The following is a 23,242-nucleotide window of genomic DNA, read 5'->3' as shown; positions in this document are numbered from 1 at the left end:
CACGGTATTTGCTTCACTAAAGCAGCCGAATCCGTTCGCTTAAAAATGTTACAATACCGCCTTTCTTTTACCCTCTTACCGATATGAAAAAATTTGCCGCACCCAAATCTTTTGAAGATGCGCTGAAGCGTTTAGAAACCCTCACCCAAGCCATGCAGAGCAGCGAGATGCCGTTGGAAGACGCGCTGGCCGCCTATCAGGAAGGCAACGAACTGGTGAAATACTGCCAAGCCAAGCTCGCGGAAGTGGAGCAGAAGTTGCAGGTATTGGACGCGGGCGAACTGAAGGAGCTGAACCTTGAGCAAAGCGAATGATTTGAAAGCATGGCAGCTGAAAGCACAGGCGCAGGCCGAGCTGGTGATCGAGCGCGTGATGCCGTCTGAAAACATTGTGCCGCACACCCTGCATCAAGCCATGCGTTACGTTACCCTCGGCGGCGGCAAACGCCTGCGCCCCCTGCTGGTGTTGGCCGCTTCCGAATTGGGCGATGCCGATACCGAAGCGGTGGAACGGGCAATGGCGGCAGTGGAGCTGATACACGTTTATTCGCTGGTGCACGACGATATGCCCGCAATGGACAACGACAGCCTGCGCCGCGGCAAACCTACCTGCCATATCCAATACGACGAGGCCACCGCCCTGCTGACCGGCGATGCGCTGCAAACGCTGGCTTTCGATGTGTTAAGCCAACCCACAGCCTTGCCGCCCGCGCGCCAACTGAAAATGGTGGGCGTGTTGGCACAGGCATCGGGCAGCCTCGGCATGGCGGGCGGGCAGGCGATTGATTTGGCAAATGTAGGCAAGCCGATGAACCAATGCGATTTGGAACAGATGCACAGCCTCAAAACCGGCGCCCTTATCCGCGCCGCCGTGATACTCGGCGTATTGGCCTGCCCGGATTTGAACGACGATGATTTGCAGCGTGCCGATCAATATGCCGCCAAGCTCGGTTTGGCTTTCCAAGTGATTGACGATGTGCTCGACTGCGAGGCCGACACGGCGACATTGGGTAAAACGGCGGGTAAAGATGCCGACAACGACAAACCGACGTATGTGAAGCTGATGGGGCTGGCCGAAGCCCGCCGTTATGCGGAAACGCTGGTGGCCGAAGCGGTGGACATCATTGATGTGTTTGGCGATAAGGCCGAACATTTGCGGATGTTGGCGCAGTTTGTCGTGGCGCGTAAGAATTGATGCGCAACCCAAATTTATCGGTTTGACTTTTTACGATACGTCATACTAGGGCTTGCCCCGAGTATGACGTGTATCCATTTATTCATTTTGATTTGATGGCTGTAAGGTTCAACTTGGAAAACATAATATAAAGATGCCGTCTGAAAACATTTTCAGACGGCATCTTTTATGCTTTACGGCAAATTGTTTTGCTTACGGACGGTATTCCGGCATCACGCCGTTGGGCAGCAGTTGCCACACATAGCCGGTGTGCTTCTGTTTGCCTGCCACCGCACCGGCTTCGTCGCCGTAGCCCCAGAAGTAATCCACGCGCACGGCACCTTTAATCGCGCTGCCGGTGTCTTGCGCCATAATCAGGCGGTTGAGGGCGTAGTTGCTGACGGGATGGGTGGTGGCCACAAACAGCGGTGCGCCGAGGGTGATGTAGTGGCGGTCAACCGCGCCGGCGTATTCGCCTAAAAGCGGTGTGCCGAGCGCACCGATGGGGCCGTCGTCATTGCCGGGCAGTTCGCGGAAAAACACATAGCTGGGGTTTTGGCCCAATACTTCGGCCAAACGTTGCGGGTTTTGCCGCATGTAGGCTTTGATGCCCTGCATGGTGGTTTGCGCCAAAGTCAGATAGCCCCTGTCGGCCATGTAGCGGCCGATGGATACGTAGGGATATTCGTTTTTATCGGCAAAGCCTAAGCGGATGTAGCGGCCGTCGGGCGTTTTCAAGCGGCCTGAACCTTGAATGTGCAGGAAAAACAGCTCTACGGGGTCGTCGGCATAGCCCAAAATCGGTGCTTTGCCGTCGAGCGCGCCGCCGTTGATTTGGGCGCGGGTGTAGTAAGGCACGAAGCGGTTGCCGGCAAAACGGCCTTTCAAGGCGCGGGTTCGGGCGGTGATGGGGAACTGGCTCAAGTCGGCGGTGTAGGCACCGTTGGCATCAATCGCGCCTTTGTTTTGGCCGGTAGGACGCACGCGCACGGTGGTTTTGCTGTTGCGCAGCCCGGCCGGCAATTCTACGGACACAAAGTCGTTCGGAATACCGTACACGGGGAAGCGGGCTTTGCGCGTACTGCGCACGTCGCCGTGCAGCACCGGCTCGTAATAACCGGTAACCGTGCCGCCGAGTTTGCCGTTGCCGCTTACCTGCCACGGTGTGAAATACTGCTCGAAGAAGGCTTTGGCGGCGGCATTTTGATAAGGTGTTTGGGCGGCCTGACGGCACACGTTTTGCCAATTGGACTGTGCTTGCAGCTTACCGCAGCCGAGGCGGAACGAGCGCAGGCTTTCGGAAAAATTCTGTTCGTTCCATTGCGGCATGGCGTTGTGGGGAACAACGGTGTAGCTGGCACCACCGCCCGGCGTGTGCGTGTAGCCTTGCGGAGACGGCGTGCCGGCGGGCATCGGTTCGCCCGCCGTTGCAACGGGCGGCACGGTGCGCGGCGGCTGTTTGGTAATAGACGGCGATTTTTTGGTTCCGCAGGCGGCCAATACGGCGGCGGTAATGCCCAGCAGGGCGAGACGGTAGATATTTGAACGGTTCATAACTTCGATGGTGTGGCAGGCGGCCGGCGGGCGGCCTGTATTTAATAAAAATCAAGCGGTATGAGGCGATAAACCGGTTGCTGCTGCGGCCTTGCTGTGCCTTGCATCCAAAATAAGTTTATCGGCTGTAAACCGTGCAGACAGTTTTGCGGTCGCTTTGGTTCATTTTGGCGAAGCTCACTAGGCTTGTTTTCAGACGGCCTCTGGCAAAGATGGCAAGAGGCCGTCTGAAAACAAGCCTCGCAAACTTCGCTAAAAACAGTTGCGCGCATTCTAGCACATTGTTTTGCAAAGAAACGTCGGTGCCGCTGCCTGAATCCGCTTAGGCTTTTTTCACGAATTCCGATTTCAGGTTCATGGCGCTGCCGTCGATTTTGCAGGCGATGTCGTGGTCGCCTTCCTGCAGGCGGATGCCTTTCACTTTGGTGCCTTGTTTGATCACCATCGAGCTGCCTTTGACTTTCAAATCTTTAATCAGCACGACGGTATCGCCGTCGGTCAGCGGCGTGCCGTTGGCGTCTTTCACCACCGGTGCTTCTTCGGCAGCGGCTTCGCCTTCCTGCCATTCATGGGCGCATTCGGGGCAAACGAACTGCACGCCGTCGTGGTAAGTCAATTCTGAGCCGCATTGCGGGCAGGCGGGTAAGGTCATGGCGGGTTCCTTTTTGTTTTTGTCGTTGTGGTTGGGAATCTGTATCCAGCCGCCCTCTTCTGCTTTTTTCAGCTTCGGGAAGTGCGTTTTGGGGCTTGGTACAGGTATTGTTTTGTGTAAAGCCGGCATTATAAGCGATAAGGCAAAAGGCCGTCTGAAACATCTTTTCAGACGGCCTTTTGCTATAATCGCCCCATATATTTCCCGATATTTCCGAGATAAACCCATGTCTGCACCCAGCCCCACCATAGCCGCCATTGCCACCGCCCCCGGACGCGGCGGTGTCGGCGTTGTCCGCATTTCCGGTAAAAACCTGCTGCCGTTGGCGCAGCAGATCAGCGGCGGCAAAACGCCCAAGCCGCGCGTTGCCCTTTACACCGACTTTGTGGATTCGGACGGCCAACCGATAGACAACGGCCTGCTGCTTTACTTCGCCGCGCCCGCCAGCTTCACCGGCGAAGACGTGATCGAACTGCAAGGCCACGGCGGGCCGGTGGTAATGGATATGCTGCTGCAACGCTGCCTGCAATTGGGCGCGCGCATGGCCGAGCCGGGCGAGTTTACCAAACGTGCTTTCCTCAACAACAAACTCGATTTGGCGCAGGCCGAAAGCGTGGCCGACTTGATCGACGCTTCCAGCCGTTCTGCCGCCCGCATGGCCGTGCGTTCGCTCAAAGGCGCGTTTTCCCGGCACATTCACGCATTGGTGGACGAATTGATTACCTTGCGGATGCTGGTGGAAGCCACGCTTGATTTTCCCGAAGAAGACATCGATTTTCTCGAAGCCGCCGACGCACGCGGCAAGCTGGCGGAGCTGCAAGGCCGTCTGAAAACCGTGTTGGCCGGTGCCGAACAAGGCGCGATTTTGCGTGAAGGCATGAACGTGGTGCTCGTCGGCGCGCCCAATGTAGGCAAGTCCAGCCTGCTCAACGCTTTGGCGGGCGACGACATCGCCATCGTTACCGACATCGCCGGCACCACCCGCGATACCGTGCGCGAACAAATCACCTTAGACGGCGTACCCGTTCACATCATCGACACCGCCGGCCTGCGCGAAACCGATGACGTGGTGGAAAAAATCGGCATCGAACGCAGCCACAAAGCCGTGCAGGAAGCCGATGTTGCATTGATTCTGATTGACCCGCGCGAAGGTATCAACGCCAAAACCCAAACCATTCTCGACAGCCTGCCCGACACTCTCAAGCGCATTGAAATCCACAACAAAACCGACCTTACCGGCGAACCCGCTGGTATTTTTACAGACGGCCTCGATACGCAAAGCGGTGCCGATACCTTAATCAAACTTTCCGCCAAAACCGGCGAAGGTTTGGATTTATTGAAACAAGTCCTGTTGCAGGAAATCGGCTGGCAAGGCGAAAGCGAAAGCCTGTTCCTCGCCCGCAGCCGCCACCTCACCGCACTCTCTGCCGCCGAAGCCGAATTGGAAAACGCCGCCCTGTGCGGCAACAACCAAATCGAGCTGCTGGCGGAACACCTGCGGCTGGCCCAAACCGCTTGCAACGAAATCACCGGAGAATTTACGGCGGACGATTTGTTGGGCGTGATTTTCTCGAGATTCTGTATCGGCAAGTAAACAGCATTTTTCTCTTTCCGGTAATAAGGCCGTCTGAAAATGGATTTTCAGACGGCCTTTTCAAATTTTTTACAAAAACCGTGCAGCTCGACAAATTTTCAATACTAATAGAAATAATGTAATAAGAATTGTTTGTATTTATTTTTTTATGTAAAATGCTTGTTGCAATTCAAAACCATTCTTCACTTTAATAGAGAAAAATTATTCCTACTTTCGCAAGAGAACATTATGAGCAAACAGAAAAACAGACTGGCTTTAGCCTGTGCCGGCCTTTTATTGGGGGCGTGTGCGGGAAGCGGCAGCTTCGACACCATCGAAGTGAACACTGAAGAGAAACTGCCTGAAAAAAAGAAAATCGAGCAAGTTGCCGAACCGCGCCAAAGCACGGAGGAGCAAAAGTCCTTTAAAAAACCGAGCTTGGGCTATGTGATGAAAAACGTCCGCCGAGACCGCGGCACGCACGGTGCAGACGGCCAACCGCTGCGTGACGGCAACGGACAGCCGACTGAGGTGCAGCCGCACGCCGCACTCGACCCGGCCACATTGGAAGAACTGGATACCGCCGAATTGGTTGCACCGAAAGTTGATGCTTTGCTCAACGAACCCGGCAATGGTGGTTATATTTCCACACCAATCAAACGACAAACCTTCCCAAATAACGGCTATCTAAGCAATGAGGAAGAAGCCAAAAAATACCGTTATATCCGTTTCGGCCATGTAAGCGACGATTATCCTGATGAAATCACCAAAGGCCGCATCGGCAAGGAAACCAGTTATATTTCCGGTGCCAACACCTACACTTTCTACCGAGGCATCGAAGCCTCTCCCGCTCTGCCGCAACAAGACAGCGTGAAATACAGCGGCCAGTGGAACTTTATTTCCGATGCTAAAAAAGGCCGGAAAAACATAGGCCAAGGCACATTTGACGGCGAAGGCAACGGCTATCATGAAGAAAAGGGCGACGGCGACTTGGCCAGTGCGTCTGACGAAACCTTCCAATCAACCGCCGACTGGCTGTCCGAATTCAACGTCAATTTTGCCGAAAAAAAACTGAAAGGCAGTCTGGGCTACCGTCTGAGAGCGGACAACAACACCCGCAAGCTCTATGAAATCGATGCCGACCTCAACAGCAACCGCTTTACCGGCAAAGCCAAATCGGTTGTCGCCGAAGATGCTTCGGCAATCGACAAAGAACTGTTCGGCCAAAATTCCGACCTGCTCGAAGGCGGTTTCTACGGCCCGAAAGGGGAAGAGCTGGCCGGTAAATTCCTGACCAACGACAATTCCCTGTTCGGCGTATTCGGTGCCAAACGCGACAGCAGCCAAGACGACAGCGAAGAAAACCGCAACACATTCAATACCTTGTTCGATGCCGCACATCTGTCTTATGCAAACCGCAGGGAAGACACCGAGTATCAATATGATGATGAATACACAGGTGAATTTTTGGATGAACCGCGCGAACGTCTGAGCAAAGTCGAGCCGAAATCTCTGACCAACTTCGGCTACGCAATGAAACTGCGCTTCGGCGGCAAAACCTTCGACCTGAATTCCGAAAACTGGGGCAGCGACAAAACATCAAGCAAAGCGGCAGAAGACGGTTCGGTGCATTTCTGCTGCAGCAATTTAAGCTATCTGCGCTTCGGCACATATAAAAACTTGGCGGAAAAACCGGGCGGCGAATTGCTCGGCGGGCTGTTCCTGCAAGGCGAACGTACGCCTTTGGGTGCCGTGCCGCAATCGGGCAAGGCGCAATATGTCGGTACTTGGGCAGGTTTTATCCAAATGGCCTCGCCTGAGAAAAACATCTACCGCACAAAAGAATTTTTCCAAAGTCCCGATATGTCCGGTTTGAGCAGCGACCGCCTGGCCAACCGTTCGGAATTTGATGTGGACTTCGACAACAAATCTTTGAAAGGCTCGCTGATTTCTTCCGGAAGCCTGACCGTATTCGACATCACCGCCCGCTTGCAAGGCAACGGTTTTGAAGGTACGGCGGCCACACCGAACGGCGGTTTCCCGTTTGACAGCGGCAATGCCCAAAGCTTCCGCCCCGAAATCCGCGATGCCAAAGTTACCGGCGGCTTCTACGGCCCGAACGCCCGCGAACTGGGCGGCATGCTGCACTACAACAGCGAGAAAGACGGTGCCCACGGTACCGGCATCCGCGCCGGTGCGGTATTCGGAGCGACCCGTCAGGATTAAGCAATTTCCGTTCTGCAGAAACCTATTCTGCCTTTTTCAGACGGCCTTTCCGACAACAGGCCGTCTGCAACTTCCCTTTCCAAAGGAAAGCCGCCGCGCTTTCCGCCATACAGGATACAGATTTGGTGAACCCATGAAACATCTCAAACAGAAAACCCTCGTAACCGCCTTAGCCGTCTGCTTCGCACCGCTTTATGCCCATGCCGATACCCCGAAGGCAGACACAGAAGTAGAATTGAAAGAAATCCGCGTAACCGCGCCCAAGCGCGTGAACCGTAAAACCCAAGAAGTAACCGGCTTGGGCAAAGTCGTCAAAACCGCAGAAACGCTGGAAAAAGAACAGGTTCAAGGCATCCGCGATCTCGTCCGCTACGATCCCGGAATCTCCGTAGTCGAGCAGGGGCGAGGCGGCAGTACCGGCTTCTCCATCCGAGGCGTGGACAAAAACCGTGTGCAGGTGTCGGTGGACGGCATTCCGCAACTGCAATCTTATGCCGACACCACTTCAAAAAGCGGCGGCAGCGGCTCGATGAACGAAATTGAGTTTGAAAACGTTTCCTCCGTAGAAATCAGCAAAGGCAGCAATGCAGCCGAAGCCGGCAGCGGCGCACTCGGCGGTTCGGTAAACTACTACACCAAGAACGTCGGCGATTTCATTGAAGACGGCAAAAACTGGGGGCTGACCAGCAAAAGCGCATTCAGCAGCAAAGACAAACGCTTTGCCCAAACCGTAGGCGGCGCGTTCAGCTACAACGGTTTTGAAGGCCTGCTGCAATACACCCACCGCAAAGGCAATGAAATCTCCATCCACAAAGATGCCGCCAAAGGCAAACATACTTTCTACAAACTCGGTGCCTACGAACACAAATACGATTTGCGCGGCGAACCCGGACAACTGGCTGACAATCTGTTCCGATTCGAGGATTGCACCGGCGATGAATGTCTGAAACACAAATCCTCGCTCGGTACTTATCCTGACGGCTGGACACCCGGCAGCCGCGATCCGCAAACACATCCGTACACCGCAGAAGAAGACAAACAGCGCAAAGAATTAATGTCTTACCGCAAAGAAACCCTGCCGTCTGCAGCCTACACGGGTTCCAAACGCATCCGGCCGAATCCGATGGAATACCAAAGCGGATCTTGGCTGGGACGCTTGGGCTACCGCTTTTCGCCCGAACATTACGCCGGCATTCTGACGGAGAACACCCGTCAGAAATACGACAGCCGCGATATGCGCCATGCCGCCTACTACGCACCCGGCAGCCACAATGAATTGGGAGATAAACGCAAAAACAGCGACGGCATTTGGAAAAACGACCCGAGCGAAGGTTTCGCCCTGCTTGCCTGGGCCCGCGCCCGTTTCTTCGAAGAGCAGCACAACAAACAACGCCAAGGCCTTACATACCGCTACACACCGTCTGAAAGCAGTTGGGCAGACAATCTGGAAGTCAATTTCGACCGCCAAAACATCAAAATCGACACCGCTTCGACCTATGCGGCCTGTTCGCCCTACGGCGACAACAGCACCACGCTGAACTGCAAACCGTCTGCCGACAAACCCGGTTCGTATTTGAAACGCGAAGAAATCAAATACAAAGAAAACCATCTGCTGTTCAACACCAAGTGGAACAAAACCTTCGATTGGGCTTGGAGCCGCCACAAAGTCGCAGCCGCCGTCGGTTTCGACCGTTTCGATTCCGCCTTTAACAAACAGATGCACGACAGCGAAGCTGTCAAAAACCACGAAAACGTAGGGCAGGAAACCCGCACGCTAAACGGCCGTACCTACAAAGTGGATATCTACCGCGATGCGGGCAGCGTCATGAAACAGGAAGATTTGTGTACCGAGCGAAAACTCGACCACTGCGCGCGCAAGCCGATTAAGGGCAACAATTTCTACGTTTCGTTGCGCGACAATATGTCGCTGGGCAAATATGTGGATTTGGGCTTGGGCTTCCGTCTCGACCGCCACAGCTTCAAGACGGATGACCCTGCCATCCGCAGCAAAACCTACCTGAACAAATCGTGGAATGCCGGTTTGGTAGTTAAACCGAACAATAACTGGGCTGTTTCTTACCGCGCCGCCAACGGCTTCCGAGTGCCGAGCTTCCAAGAGTTGTACGGTTATGATGTTCCGGGTTTGGGGCGCGACAACGATGCCCATTACATCGCTGATTTGAAACCTGAAAAATCATTCAACCAGGAACTCGGCCTGACCTTCAAAGGCGCGTTCGGCAATGCGGAATTGAGCGTGTTCGACAGCCGCTACCGCGATTTGATCGCCTATGCGAGTACGCACGCCAACGCACAAAACATCAAAAAAATCGGCAATTTCAATCTGCAAAATGCCGATTTGCGCGGCATCAATTTCCGTTCAACCATCGATATGAACGGCTTGTGGCACAAAATGCCGGAAGGCTTGTCGCTGAATCTGGCCTACAACCGCATCAAAGCGAAACGCCTGTTTAACAACACCCACGAGAAGTTTGACTATGCTTCGGATTATCCTTTGGAAACCATCCAGCCTTCGCGCTATGTGGTGGGCGCAAACTACGATGCACCGTCTGAAAAATGGGGTGTTACCGCCAACTGGACGCACTCTCGTGCGAAAAATCCGCAAGAACTGATCAGCAAAGTCGATCACGGCAGCGGCAAAAACCACAGCAAAGCCGCCACCAAAGCCGCCAGCCGACCTTGGACGACGGTTGACGTGAGTGGCTACTGGAAGCCTTGGAAAAAAGCCACGCTGCGCGCCGGCGTGTACAATCTGTTCAACCACCGCTACCTGATGTGGGAAACCCTGCGCCAAAGCTCTTCGAATTCTTTGGCACAGCAACAGGTGCCGGGCTCGAATTACGCACAATTCGCCGCCCCCGGCCGCAACATCACAGTAGGCTTCGAAATGAAATTCTAACCACTCCGGAGGCCGTCTGAAACTGCCTGCCGCGTGCAGCCGGTTTCAGACGGCCTTGTTTTGTTTGACGGACTCCAATCATGACAACACGTTTTTCACTCAACCCCGTCTGCCTGCTGCTGTTCGCCGCCGCATTCGCCCGGGCGGAAACCGTTAATCCCGAATACCGCCCCGAACCGCTGCCTCAGGCAATGCCCGAATTCAGACAGCCGGAAACACCTGCTGCCGTTTTGCCTTCTGCGGAAACCGGCCACATTACAGACATCGACGAAGCCGGCTTGTTGGCACAACCGCAGCTGCTCAACCGCCTGCTTGATCAGAGTGTTATGGATAACGATATCGAAGGCATACGCGTGCTGCTGCCGGTGTACCGCAAACTGCCCGATACCGTACGCGACGATATTCTGCTGCGCTTGGCAAAGAGCAAGCTGTCCATGTACGAAGGCCGCTTTGCCGAAGCCGCCTCGCTGCTGCGCGGTTTGATTGCAGAAAAACCCGAATCGGATGTGATCCGTTTCCACCTTGCGCTGGCTTTGTTTTACGACAACCAAGACCGTGCCGCACAAGACCAAATAGACAAACTGCTGGCGCAGACCGCCCTGCCCGAGCGTGAAAAAAACCTACTGGCCGCATTCCAAGAAGAATTGCAGAAACGCCACCGCTGGCGGTTTGACGGCGGCTTGAATTATACCTACGAACCAAACATCAACAACGCACCCGCCGTCAAACAGGAAGGCCGTCTGAAATCGGAAGCCGAAGCCGAAAACGTGTCCGGCATTGCCTACCGCTTCGGCGCAGAAAAAGACCGGCCGCTGACAGGCAACTGGCTGGCGAAGTTTTCAGCCGACTTATATGGCAAATACTATCCTTCCGCCAAGCATTACAACGATTTGGCCGTACAGGCCGCCGCCGGTATCGGCTACCGCAATGCCAACCGCGCATTTTCCCTGATGCCGTATGCCCAACACCGCCGTTTCGGCGAAGATGCCGAGCCGTATTCCGACAGTTTCGGTACAAAATTCGATACCGATATACGGCTCAACCCGAAATGGCGCATCATCAACCACGTCGCAGCCGAAAAAATCCGCTATGAAAACCGCACCCGCTTCAACGGCAATATCCTGCGCTTCGGCCAAACCGTCGTGTATCAAGCCGACCCGAGGCAGGCATGGTTCGGCGGTTATGAATTTGAACGTGAAAATCTGCGCGACAGAGACAACAGCAACCGCCGCCAAGCCGTGTCGTTAGGTTGGATACAGGAATGGCCGAAAGGCTTCAGCAGCCGCGCCTCAGCCACGTGGGGGAAGCGCACCTACCGCGCACCGATGCCTTGGCCGATACTCGAAACCCGCCGCGACCGCACGCTTGGCCTGAACCTCTCGCTATGGCACCGCAACATCCATTTTTGGGGCGTAACCCCGCGCCTGACCATGCGCCACACGCGCAACCGCAGCAATGTGTTTTTGTATGACTACCGTAAAAACAATCTGTTTGTAGAAATGACAAAAACTTTCTAACCGCCGGCGTTTTTCATCACACTAAATATAAGGGAACTGAGACTTTTCGATTACCGGTAAAAAAGCTTGAGGCCGTCTGAAAAATCTGTATATTTCAATACGGCTGTTATGTAAAACAGGTTTTCATCATCATTTTTGCCGCCGAACTCCCTAATAAATATGGTGTTCGAAAAACGCCTCGCAGAAAGGTCGGGGAAATTCGTACTTGCGGTTTAAACCGATTTCCTGCTTGTTAAATATCGTGCAAAACTGAGCCAGGGAAACGGGGAGTTGTGCTCCAAAAGTGAGCCACTCTCCGTTTGTTATAAACTGCTCCGCTTTATCACACAGCGGAGCCCAACCTGGATGTTATGCATGGAAACCATCGCAAAAGTGCACCGGCTTTTTCACCGACAGAAACTCTCACAACGTGAAATCGCCAAACAACTCAAACTCTCCCGCAATACAGTCGCCAAATATCTGCAGCACGCCACAGTCGAACCCCCCGTCTACCGCAGAGAACAAACCCATTACCCCAAGCTCGGTCCTTTTCTTGACGTGTTGACCCAACAGTTGCTCCAAGAAGCCCGGCTGCCCAAACAGCAACACCTTTCTGCCCGTCGACATTTCGAACGCCTCAAAGATGCCGGTTATGCCGGACAGTACAGTGCCGTTGCCGTATTTATCCGCAAATTCCGCCAACAGCACCAACCCAAGCCGGTTCCGGTCTTTATGGCTCAGGCTTTTGCTCCGGGTGATGCTTATCAGTTTGACTGGAGTATCGAAACCGTTTGTTTGGCCGGACAGACCGTTAAGGTAAATATCGCTCATTTCCGCTTATGCCACAGCAGGGCTTTTTTCGTTTGTGCTTATCCCAATCAGAAAGCCGACATGTTGATGGATGCGCACAACCGCGCATTCGCTTTCTTCGGCGGCGTACCTGCCCGCGGTATCTACGACAATATGAAGACCGCCGTTACCCGCATCGGCAAAGGCAAGGAGAGAGAGTTTAACGCACAGTTTTTACAGATGATGACCCACTTTCTCATTGAACCGGTTGCCTGTACCCCGGCTTCCGGCTGGGAGAAAGGCCAGGTCGAGCGGCAGATACGCCACCTGCGCGAAAGATTGTTCAAGCCGACTTTGGCTTTTGATTCCTTTACCTCTCTCAACGACTACCTGCAACAGCAATGCCTGCGGCTGATGCGGCAGCACAAACATCCCGAATACAGGCAGCCGGTTAACGACATATGGGAAAGGGAGAAGCATTCGTTGGCTGCTTTCCGTCCCTATCCGGCAGAACGTTTGGAGATACTCAAAGTCAGCAACCAATCTTTGGTTACCGTCGAACGCCACCGTTACAGCGTGCCGGTCGAATGGGCGGGCAATACGGTTAGGGTTTATATCGGCGCACAGACCGTCCGCTTTTGTAGCGATACCGACTGTATTGCCGAACATCCGCGCAGCTTTGTGAAAGACGGCATCAGCTATAACCCTTGGCATTTTTTGCCCTATCTGCAAAAGAAACCCGGAGCGTTAAGAGACGGCAGGGCTTTTATCGGCTGGGTACTGCCGCCCGTCATAGAGCGTCTGAAAGCCTGTTTGCTTAAGCAGCCCAAAGGAGACCGGGTGATGGTCAAACTGCTGAACCTGATGGCCGAATACGATGCCGACTTGGCATTGACGGCAGCGGAATTGGCATTGGACGAAGGTATGCCGACTCCGGAGGCAGTCTTGAACATCATCAACCGTCTGAAAGAACCGCCTCCACCCCGTTTCCATATTAGGGACATCCCGCTTACCGTCCCGCCGTCAGTTGATTGCAGCCGTTATGACCGCTTACTGAGTCTGTCGGGCAAACAAACGGATACGATGAAGGAGAAGCATCATGCAGCATGAACGTCTGGCGGGACTGTTGAAAGAATTGAAACTCGGTGCGATGGCGGAGCAGTGGGATGAAATCGTAGTGGACGGCATCCGTCGCAAACGGGGTACGCTGGATATTCTGGAGCGGTTGTTGACTGCCGAACATATAGCCAAAACCGCAAGGAGTATCCAAAACCGGATTAGCCAGGCAAGGTTTCCGCAACACCGCAGTTTGGCCGACTTCGATTTTGAGCAGAGTTTGATACACCGTCCGGCATTGGAACTGCTTTTGGGCGGGGACTATATCAGACAGAAGCGTAATGTGGTGTTGGTAGGCGGACCGGGTACGGGCAAAACGCATATTGCCACAGCATTGGGTATCGAAGCGGCGACACAAGGATTTAGGGTACGTTTTTGGAATGTACTGGACTTGGTCAACAAATTGGAAGCAGACAAAGACGAAGGCCGTCTGAAACTGACCGAGCAGCAATGTCGGTACGATTTGTTGATTCTTGATGAGTTGGGGTATCTGCCGTTTAGTCAGAAAGGCGGTGCGCTGCTGTTTCATCTGATGAGCCAACTGCATGAAAGGACGAGTGTTGTCATGACAACCAATTTGGCCTTTAGCGAATGGGTGAAACTGTTTATGGATGAAAAGATGACGGGTGCTTTACTGGACCGCCTGACTTATTGCTGTGATATTTTTGAGACGGGCAATGATTCTTACCGGATGAAACACCGCTCATAGGGTGGCTCAATTTTAGACCACAACTGTGGCTCAGTTTTGGAATGGAATTGACAACAGTCTCTGTTAAGAAAAAAAACAATCTGTTTATCATCTGTTGTTAATGTAATCTCCTTATTTTTTTCAGCATATGAATAAGATGTAAAAACTGCTAATAAAACGGATAAAATAAGATTGTTTTTCATATTTAATTTCCAAAATTATTGAAATCTTCTATTAAATCGTCTGTATTTATATCGTCAACATCTTCATCAGTATTCTCTTGATAATCTTGTTCATCCTCTGCACCGCAGCAGCATTCATCATGTAGATCACAATGTTTTTCTTCTGTTAAACGCCACTTGCCGTCTTCCGTCAACTTTCCAATAACAGCTACTTCAATTTCATCTTGTGTATCACCAAAGAATCTTGACGTTCTACCATCATGATCTAATTTTTCGAAAGTTTCTGAATTTTGGCCTCTATGAATAACTTGATAACTCAATCCCTGTTCCAAAATATCTTTAGCAAATATATGGCTGAAATCGAAACGACGACTATAGATACCTGTAGTAGGTAATAAAGGGGTTTTTACATTCAAACTACTCGGCCCCATCACCTGAAACCCCGCACACTTCACCCACACCATCTTCGGACAGCCCAACTCAATGTTGCCATCCTTAATCTTGATGTACGCCCCGCCGCTGGTAAGCAGGATTTCGTCTTTGGCCGCCACGGTCACTTTGCCGGCGCTGCTGGTAATGGTGGCGTCTTTCAGCGCATTAATCTGCATTTCATCGTTCTGTGCCTGTATCTCCACCTTGCCCTGATTGGCCTGTAACTTCGCCCCGTTGCTCTGCGCAAACAGGTTGACGCTCCCGACCGCATGGGCGGTGAAGTTGCTGCCGGCGCTGATATCGGTGTCGCCGCCGCTGATGTGGTGGATGTGTTGGCCGGCTGTGTGCAGTTGGCTTTGTGGGGTAGCAGTGGCGATACCGTCGGGGGCGGACAGTAAAATCACTTGTTGGTATAAATCTTTGATACAGTTTTTCAGACGGCCTTCCTGCTCCTCGGTTAAGGTTCCTTCCGCTTTGGCTGTGTTTGCTGCTTTATTCAAACTCTTCGCCAATGACAATGCCTGTTCCAAATTGGCGATGGCTTCGTCGCGGTTTAATACTGTTCCTTGTGCACCGCTTTGGCCGTCTGAAGAGATAAACAAACCTTTCCCCGCCCGTAATGAGCCCCAACTGTCGGTACGCAGCTCGAAGCCTTCGCCGTTGTCGCCGCGTTTTTGTCTCTGGCTGTCGACGATATGGCCGAGGTTGAGTTGGGTTTTGCCGTATTCGGTCGCCAACTTGATGTGTTCCTGCCCCTGTTTGTCTTCCATCCGCAGTTTGTTGTTCGCCCAAGTACGGATGACGTTGCGGGTGTTCCAATCGGCAGGCACGTGGTCGGGGTGGGAGCTGTCGTGCATCACGCCGCTGATGTAGGGTCTGTCGGGATTACCCTGCACGAACGACAGCATCACTTCGGTGCCTTCGTGGAGCGGGAAGTGTTGGCCGTAGTCGGGACCGGCATAGGGTTTGGCTAAGCGGATGGGACGGCTTTCTCCGCCCGGACTCCATTCGTCGAGGTCGAACGGCAGTTTGACGCGGTAACGCCCCATGTTGTCGATATAGGCGTAGGTGTAGTTGCCGGGGCTGGTGACCCGTGCCGGCAGGCTGCCTTGAATCTTCGGCAACGGGGTAAGGCGTTCGGGGCGGAAGATGCTGTCGGCGGGAATGGCGGTAAAAGTATGGCTGTATGCGCTGTCACGGCTGCCGCTGTGGGTGAGTGATACCACCAACCAGCCGTTGGGTGCTTCGCTGAAGGCCGGGGCCGTCTGAAACACTTGGCCGGGGCTGAGGGCGGTGATATTACCGCTGCCGGAAGCAACAATACGGCGGCTGTGGTCGAGCTGTTGCAGTAAGGCCGTCTGAAGTTGGGCTTCTTCGGGTGTCTTGTGATGCAAACCCCAATGGCTGTCACTGCCGAGTAAGACGCTGCCGTCGGTCTCCGTACCCTTGGCCGTTACTGTGGACGATAAGTCGGTATCGGCATCGCGGTAGTTGTAGTCGCCGACGCGGATGGATTCGAGAATGGGATTGTGTTTTACCTGTAAGGCGAACACCGCTTCCTTGCCGACGCTCTCCAATCTGCCGTGGGGGCGGTAGGGATAGGGGGAGGTATTACCGCGAAAATAATGGGCGGCATCGTCACCGAATACCGCCACCTCGCCATATTGGGCATTCTGCTCGAAGGCGTACCAGATGCCTTCTTCTTCGCACAACCGGTTGAGAAAGGCGAAGTCGGATTCCTGATACTGGGTCACATACTCGCGCACACCGTATTCGCGTGAGGTATTGAAACGGAAATCGACGCCGGAGAAGCCGTGGTGTTTCAGCAGTGCGGCAATAATGTCGGGAACGTTTTGGTTTTGAAACAGCCGCGAAGTACGGTGGTGCTTCAATGCGGCAATGCGCGGTTCCAATACCATGCGGTAACGGGTTTCGTCGGCCGATACCGACAGCTTCTCGCAGGAAGTGATGATGCCGCTCCATTCCTTCAACGCTTGGGGGGCGATCATACCTTCGATCAATCCCAACGCATCAGAGCTTACCGGCGTTACCGTAAACTTGGCCGCTTGGTTGATGTACGACGACAGCGGCAAATCGGCATCGGCGCAGGTCAGTTCGATGTCGAGACGGTAGGCGGTATTCAATGCTTCGGTGGCGGTGAAGGAGACGACGGAGAGGGACGGGCTGAAGCGGGAGAAGGTGAGGTGGTAGGATTGGGTTTGCATGATTCAAAATCTGCTGAAAACAAATAAGCGCGATTTTAAACCATTTGGATATTTATATGATATATAACTGAAATAAAAGGCCGTCTGAAAGGCCAAACGGCTTGTTTCAGACGGCCTTTTTAATCAACAGGATGTATTGATTTAATCTCCCATCACTTTACCTTCTCTACGCGGATCTGCTCCGCCTTCCAAACCGTCGGCACGGATAACGATGCCTTGTACGCCTGAATTCAAATCGCGCACTTGAACCGAGTAACCCAGTCTTTCCAAATCGGGGGCTTTGCTAGCAGCAGCTGTGTTTTGTTCCAGCTCGTAAGTGCCTGTTCGATTGAGCATATTCGGCAAATCAATGGCTTGCTGGATATCCATGCCCCAATCGAGGTGGGCGGTGAGGGTTTTGGCTACATAACCGATGATGCGGCTGCCACCGGGCGAACCGACTGCCAGATAAGGTTCGCCGTTTTTCAACACAATCGTCGGTGCCATGGAAGAACGCGGGCGCTTACCGCCGGCGACGCTGTTGGCAACGGTTTCGCCTTCTTCGTTGGCAGGTTTAAACGCAAAATCGGTCAGCTCGTTATTCAGCAGATAGCCATTGGCCATCAGGGTGGAACCGAAAGCGTTTTCAATCGATGTAGTCATCGAAACCACATTACCGTCTTTATCCACAATCACGATATGGCTGGTGGACGGCAATTCCATGCCTTCGCTTTTCCCTTGGGTGCGGGCAAATCCGCCGGGGCCGACGGCTTTTAAGGCTCCGTATTGTTCAGCAATCAATCCGGCACGCAGTTTCAGATAGGCCGGATGAAGCATGGCATCAACGGGAACCTCGGCAAATTGCGGGTCGGCCACATAATAATCACGGTCGGCAAACGCCAAACGCGAAGCATCGCCGAGCAAACGCCAACTCATCACATGGTCGGGGCCTAAAGAAGGCATATTGAAATGTTGCAGAATGCCGAAAATCTGCCCCAAAGCAATACCGCCGGAGCTGGGCGCGGACATACCGCAGATTTCGTATTCGCGGTAAGGGGCGCAAACCGGCGTGCGCTCGATCACGCGGTAGCTTTTCAAATCATTTAATGTGATGCTGCCGGGATTGTCGGCGGCAATAACGGTTTTCACAATATTGATGGCGGGGATGCCGCTGTAAAACGGTTCGCTGCCGTGTTTGGCAAACAGTCTGACGGTTTTGGCAAACTCGGGGTTTTTCAGCACCGTACCGGCTTCCAGCGGTTTGCCGCCGGGCATGAAATAGGCGGCGGTATCCGAATGGCGTTGCAGATGTTCTTGGTTTTGCTCGATGGAACGGGCCATGCGCGGCGAAACGGTAAACCCTTGTTCGGCCAGCTCAATGGGCTTATCAAACAAAGTCTTCCACGGCAGCTTGCCGTAGCGCTTGTGCACGTCTTCCAAAAGCTTGGGTACGCCCGGCACGCCGACCGAACGGCCGCCGACCACAGCCTGCATAAATTTCAAAGGCTCGCCGTTTTCGTCTAAAAACAGCTTTTCCGTTGCCGCTTCCGGTGCGGTTTCGCGGGCATCAAACGTAGTCAGCTTTTTTTCTTTATTGTCCCAATACACCAAAAACGCACCGCCGCCTAAGCCGGAAGACTGCGGCTCGGTCAGGCTTAAGGTCGTCTGAATGGCAATCATGGCATCGATCGCGCTGCCGCCGCGTTTCAAAATATCGTAGCCCGCTTCGGTAGCCAGCGGATTGGCCGATGCCGCCATAAATTCTTTCGCCTGCACCAATTGCTGCCCGGTCAGCCCCGTGCCTTGCTCCGGCGCGTGTTGTTCGGCCACAGGCTCCGAAGCGGCGGCGACAGGTTGGTCAAACGGCGCAGCCTGCGTGTGGGCAGCGAAGGTTAAAACCGCCAGCAAACTGCATAAGTTTTTCAATTTCATTACTTTCTCCCATCTGTAATTTTATTTTTGCGTATCTCCGTATTGATATTTCAGACGGCCTTAAGTTTCCCAAACCAGTGTAATTTAAGTGATAAAGCCGTCTGAATATTGTGTATAAGCGTAAAACTATCCACAGCAAGCCGATAACGCACGGATTTATCCACAATTATGCCCAAACTTCGATAATCGTTTTCCCAACACTTTTGGCTGGCACAAGTAAATGAATTTACAATTTAAAATCAGCTTATCCACAACTGACTGCATCTATCAATATCATCGTCTTTTTATTATTTAATTATTAAGTTGTAATGGTTTTAACCCTTTTCCGGTCTCAATCCAAACATTGTTTAACGGCCTCTAATCGGTTAAAGTTAAACAATACGAACTTCACAAACAAAAGGATTCCCTAAATGAAAGGCGATATCGGCGTCATCGGCTTGGCCGTTATGGGTCAAAACCTGATTCTGAATATGAACGACAAAGGTTTTAAAGTCGTTGCATTCAACCGCACTGTTTCCAAAGTAGATGATTTTCTCAACGGTGCCGCCAAAGGCACCAACATTATCGGCGCCACTTCATTGCAAGATTTGGTGGATAAACTGGAAAAACCCCGAAAAATCATGTTGATGGTGAGGGCAGGTGCGGTGGTAGATGAGTTTATCGACCAGCTCGTTCCCTTATTGGATCAAGGCGACATCATTATCGACGGCGGCAATGCCAATTTCCCCGATTCCACCCGCCGTACTAAAGATCTGGCCGAAAAAGGCATCCGTTTCGTTGGTGCGGGTGTTTCGGGCGGCGAAGAAGGTGCGCGCAACGGCCCTTCGATTATGCCCGGCGGCAATGAAGAAGCTTGGCCGCATGTAAAACCGATTTTGCAGGCGATTGCTGCCAAAACGCCGCAAGGCGAGCCGTGCTGCGATTGGGTTGGCCGCGACGGTGCCGGACATTTCGTGAAAATGGTACACAACGGCATTGAATACGGCGATATGCAGCTGATTTGCGAAGCTTATCAATTTATGAAAGACGGCTTGGGTTTGAGTTATCCGCAGATGCACGAAATTTTCGGTATTTGGAACCGCACCGAGCTGGATTCTTATCTGATTCAGATTACCGCCGACATTCTCGGTTTCAAAGATGAAAACGGCGAACCGCTGGTGGAAAAAATTCTCGATACCGCCGGCCAAAAAGGCACGGGTAAATGGACGGGTATCAATGCCCTTGATTTAGGCATTCCGCTGACCCTGATTACCGAATCGGTGTTTGCCCGCTGCGTTTCGGCTTTTAAAGATCAACGTGTCCAAACCGGAAAACTGTTTAACAAAACGATCAAACCGGTGAAAGGCGATAAAACCGAATGGGTGGAAGCTTTGCGCGAAGCTTTGTTGGCTTCAAAAATTATCTCTTATGCACAAGGCTTTATGTTGATTCGCGAGGCCAGCGAAGCAAACGATTGGGCTTTGAATTACGGTCAAACCGCTTTGCTGTGGCGCGAAGGCTGTATCATCCGCAGCGCGTTTTTGGGCAATATCCGTGATGCTTACGAAGCCGATCCCGATTTGGTTTTCTTGGGTTCGGATCCGTATTTCAAAAACATTCTTGAAAACTGCCTGCCGGCATGGCGCAAAGTGGTGGCCAAAGCCATCGAATGCGGCATCCCCATGCCGTGCATGGCCTCGGCGATTACTTTCTTAGACGGCTACACTTCCGAGCGCCTGCCTGCCAACCTGCTGCAAGCCCAGCGCGATTACTTCGGTGCGCACACTTACGAGCGTACCGACAAACCGCGCGGCGAGTTTTTCCACACCAATTGGACGGGTAAGGGCGGTGATACGGCATCGACCACTTACGATATTTGATGTTTGTTAATTCATAAAACCGGTAAGGCCGTCTGAAAAAGTTTATTTTCAGACGGCCTCAACTTTTAGCAGTCAGACCGGTTTAATTCAGGTAATAAAATTGCCCGAATACTGTGCATAAGCGCAAAACCGTCCACAGAAAGCTGATAACACATGAATTTATCCACAATCATGCCCAAGTTTCAGTAACAGTTTTCCCGACACTTTCAGCTTGCGCAAATAAATGAATTTTCAATTTAAAACCGGTTTATCCACAACCGACTGCATCCATCAATATCATCGTCTTTTTATTATTTAATTATTAAGTTGTAATGGTTTAGTCTCTTTTTGTTTTCTATTCAAATATGGTTGGACTATCTTCAAATGAAAAACACAAACCGGCTATATACAGATGCCGTCTGAAAAAACGCAAAACTTTTCAGACGGCCTTTGCAATGCTTCATAAGGTTTGATGCCGGAACAAATCGAGTGTTGTGCGGAATCGGTAACGAAAGAAGAATGAAAGCAATCGCGTAAATAGGGCTTTGAGTGTTGCACTTGAAATTCGAATCTAAGGGCCTCTTCATCATTTCAATCAAGGTTACAAACCAAACGCATCGGCATGAAACTCAATATGCACATCAATAAAGCTGGCAATAAAGTAATAGCCGTGGTCGTAGCCTTTGCGCAGGTTAAACTGCACGTTAAAGCCGTTGGCACGGGCGGCGGACACGAATGGTTCGGGCTGCAGCTGCTGAGGGTAAAACGGGTCGGCATCGCCTTGATCGATCAGCACCGGCAATGTGCGTTCGGCGTGTTTAACCAGCTCGGTGCTGTCGTACTGCGCCCATAATGCTTGATCTTCGCCCAAATAAGCCGAAAACGCCTGCCGCCCCAAAGGCGTTGCACTCGGATTAACCATCGGGGCGAAGGCAGACACGGCGGCGTAGCGGCCGGGGTTTTTCAAAGCGATTTGCAGCGCGCCGTGGCCGCCCATGCTGTGTCCGGCAATGCTGCGCTGATCGTTCACGGGGAAATGGGCTTCAATCAGCTGCGGCAGTTCGTGCGCCACATAATCATACATTTGATAATGCTGCGCCCACGGCTCTTGCACGGCGTTCAGGTAAAAGCCCGCGCCCAAGCCGATTTCGCCGTTGCCTGCGGGCACGCCTTCGCCGCGAGGGGAAGTGTCGGGAATCACCAAAGCCATGCCCCAATGGGCGGCGAAACGCTGCGCGCCGGATTTGACGGAAAAGTTTTCGTCTGTACAGGTCAGGCCGGACAGCCAATACAGCACAGGCACGCGGTAGCCTTGCAGTGCCTGCGGCGGCAGGTAAACGGAAAACGCCATGTCGGTGCCGGTGGACTGAGAACGGTGGGTGTAACGCTCGTGGCGTCCGTTGAACATTTTATGGGCGGAAATCAGTGTAGGTGCGTTCATCGTAGAATCATGTGCAAAAGGAAAAGAGGCCGAGACCTTTGCAAAACTCCCATCTGCGGCGCATTTCTGCGTTGTGCGCTGCTCGCTCGTTTGCCTATCTGTATGATATGTCTGCACTCGCTGTGCTGCTACGCCTTGAACTGCATCCACATCTCGGTGTTTTGCAAAAGTCTCAGGCCGTCTGAAATGTTCAGACGGCATCGGTAAGGCGGGTGCTTATAAGCCGAGTTCCCAAGTATTTTGCGAATCGAGCAGGCCGTCGGGGCGGTTTTCGTAGTGGGCGAAGATTGCTTCGATGATTTCGTCTTCATCGTCGATCAGGCGGATTAAATCCATGTCTTCGGGCGAAATCATGCCGTTGGCGAGCAGCTGCTCGCGGATCCAATCCAACATGCCTTGCCAGAAAGCCGTGCCCACCAGAATAATCGGGCGGTTCGGCGTTTTGCCGGTCTGCACCAGCGTGAGGCTTTCAAACAATTCGTCGAGCGTGCCGAAGCCGCCGGGCATTACCACATAAGCCACGGCATGTTTCACAAACATCACTTTGCGCGGGAAAAAATGCTGGAATTTAATCGACAGGTTTTGATAAGGGTTGGCCGTCTGCTCGTGCGGCAACACGATATTCAAGCCGACCGCGGGGCTTTTACCGGCAAACGCGCCTTTATTGGCGGCTTCCATAATGCCCGGCCCGCCGCCGGAAATCACCGAAAATCCGGCATCCGACAACTTGCGCGCCAAGCGTTCGGTCAGCAGGTAGTCGGGATGGTCGGCCGGTGTGCGCGCGCTGCCGTAAATGCTCACGGCCGGCTGGATTGCCCGCAGCTCTTCGCCCGATTCTACAAATTCGGAAATGATTTTAAGCAGATGATACGATTCCCGCGCCTGAATTTCGCGGCGGGTTTCTTCGGGCAGAATCGGTGCCGGCAGTTTTCGATAAAGGTTCATAAAGCTTTGTTGTCGGTAAAAAAGCCGTTATTTTAACCGAATATGAACAAAAAGGCCGTCTGAAAGCAACTAAATCAGCTTTCA

At 52.8% G+C, this 23,242-nt stretch carries 16 protein-coding genes; 10 read left to right on the top strand and 6 right to left on the bottom strand.

The genetic code is table 11. From position 1 onward, the window contains the following. Positions 1-83: 83 nt before the first annotated feature. Complete coding sequence (locus tag LVJ85_RS00285) at positions 84-314, top strand: exodeoxyribonuclease VII small subunit (RefSeq protein WP_244740457.1); 231 nt, start codon at positions 84-86, stop codon at positions 312-314. Beyond that, positions 298-1,194: a polyprenyl synthetase family protein gene (locus LVJ85_RS00280; RefSeq protein WP_244740455.1), complete on the top strand. Its 897-nt coding sequence runs from the start codon at positions 298-300 to the stop codon at positions 1,192-1,194. The genes LVJ85_RS00285 and LVJ85_RS00280 overlap by 17 nt, the downstream gene beginning before the upstream one ends. A gap of 192 nt (positions 1,195-1,386) precedes the next feature. Here LVJ85_RS00280 and LVJ85_RS00275 read toward each other — a convergent pair whose 3' ends face one another. Together LVJ85_RS00275 and LVJ85_RS00270 are read right to left on the bottom strand one after the other, a co-directional pair. Further along, positions 1,387-2,727: a murein transglycosylase A gene (locus tag LVJ85_RS00275; protein WP_244740453.1), complete on the bottom strand. Its 1,341-nt coding sequence runs from the start codon at positions 2,725-2,727 to the stop codon at positions 1,387-1,389. 322 nt (positions 2,728-3,049) lie between these two features. After that, positions 3,050-3,379, bottom strand: a complete 330-nt coding sequence (locus tag LVJ85_RS00270) for a zinc ribbon domain-containing protein YjdM (protein ID WP_085364517.1) — start codon at positions 3,377-3,379, stop codon at positions 3,050-3,052. Between the two features lie 226 nt (positions 3,380-3,605). Here LVJ85_RS00270 and mnmE point away from each other — a divergent pair, with 226 nt between their 5' ends. From mnmE to istB, 6 genes are all read left to right on the top strand, one after another. Beyond that, positions 3,606-4,973, top strand: a complete 1,368-nt coding sequence (mnmE, locus tag LVJ85_RS00265) for a tRNA uridine-5-carboxymethylaminomethyl(34) synthesis GTPase MnmE (RefSeq protein ID WP_244740451.1) — start codon at positions 3,606-3,608, stop codon at positions 4,971-4,973. 228 nt (positions 4,974-5,201) lie between these two features. After that, positions 5,202-7,178, top strand: coding sequence for a transferrin-binding protein-like solute binding protein (locus LVJ85_RS00260; protein WP_244740449.1), 1,977 nt, complete (start codon positions 5,202-5,204; stop codon positions 7,176-7,178). A gap of 133 nt (positions 7,179-7,311) precedes the next feature. Further along, a complete protein-coding gene (locus tag LVJ85_RS00255) occupies positions 7,312-10,095 on the top strand; it encodes a lactoferrin/transferrin family TonB-dependent receptor (protein ID WP_244740446.1) in 2,784 nt (927 codons plus the stop codon). 80 nt (positions 10,096-10,175) lie between these two features. Then, positions 10,176-11,612, top strand: a complete 1,437-nt coding sequence (locus LVJ85_RS00250) for a porin family protein (protein WP_244740444.1) — start codon at positions 10,176-10,178, stop codon at positions 11,610-11,612. Between the two features lie 345 nt (positions 11,613-11,957). Then, entirely contained in the window at positions 11,958-13,490 is a 1,533-nt protein-coding gene (istA, locus tag LVJ85_RS00245) for an IS21 family transposase (RefSeq protein WP_182073206.1), read from the top strand. Then, positions 13,477-14,205 carry an IS21-like element helper ATPase IstB gene (istB, locus tag LVJ85_RS00240; protein ID WP_370686940.1) on the top strand — a complete coding sequence of 243 codons (729 nt, stop codon included), beginning with the start codon at positions 13,477-13,479 and terminating at the stop codon, positions 14,203-14,205. Before istA ends, istB begins: the two co-directional genes overlap by 14 nt. 184 nt (positions 14,206-14,389) lie before the next feature. On the opposite strand, the gene LVJ85_RS00235 is transcribed toward istB, so the two are convergent. Beyond that, positions 14,390-17,023 carry a type VI secretion system Vgr family protein gene (locus LVJ85_RS00235; RefSeq protein ID WP_244740441.1) on the bottom strand — a complete coding sequence of 878 codons (2,634 nt, stop codon included), beginning with the start codon at positions 17,021-17,023 and terminating at the stop codon, positions 14,390-14,392. A 141-nt stretch (positions 17,024-17,164) separates the two neighbouring features. After that, positions 17,165-18,934 (bottom strand): gamma-glutamyltransferase, encoded by a 1,770-nt coding sequence (gene ggt / locus LVJ85_RS00230; RefSeq protein WP_244740439.1) that lies wholly within the window; start codon positions 18,932-18,934, stop codon positions 17,165-17,167. Positions 18,935-19,344: 410 nt separating this feature from the next. Here ggt and gnd point away from each other — a divergent pair, with 410 nt between their 5' ends. Next, entirely contained in the window at positions 19,345-20,793 is a 1,449-nt protein-coding gene (gene gnd / locus LVJ85_RS00225; RefSeq protein WP_244740437.1) for a decarboxylating NADP(+)-dependent phosphogluconate dehydrogenase, read from the top strand. Positions 20,794-21,373: 580 nt separating this feature from the next. Here gnd and fghA read toward each other — a convergent pair. After that, on the bottom strand, positions 21,374-22,213 hold the full coding sequence (gene fghA / locus LVJ85_RS00220; RefSeq protein ID WP_244740435.1) for an S-formylglutathione hydrolase: 840 nt from the start codon (positions 22,211-22,213) through the stop codon (positions 21,374-21,376). 11 nt (positions 22,214-22,224) lie between these two features. Between fghA and LVJ85_RS00215 the strand changes: the two genes are divergently transcribed. Then, positions 22,225-22,398 (top strand): lipoprotein signal peptidase, encoded by a 174-nt coding sequence (locus LVJ85_RS00215; protein WP_244740433.1) that lies wholly within the window; start codon positions 22,225-22,227, stop codon positions 22,396-22,398. Between the two features lie 31 nt (positions 22,399-22,429). Here the strand turns inward: LVJ85_RS00215 and LVJ85_RS00210 are convergent, their stop codons facing one another. Further along, complete coding sequence (locus tag LVJ85_RS00210; RefSeq protein ID WP_085364354.1) at positions 22,430-23,158, bottom strand: TIGR00730 family Rossman fold protein; 729 nt, start codon at positions 23,156-23,158, stop codon at positions 22,430-22,432. Between the last annotated feature and the right edge of the window lie 84 nt (positions 23,159-23,242).

It is taken from the genome of Neisseria sp. Dent CA1/247, from assembly GCF_022870825.1.
Lineage (GTDB): Bacteria > Pseudomonadota > Gammaproteobacteria > Burkholderiales > Neisseriaceae > Neisseria > Neisseria zoodegmatis.
The sequence above is the reverse complement of the archived record's forward strand: the minus strand, read 5'-3'. Positions and strand labels throughout refer to the sequence as shown.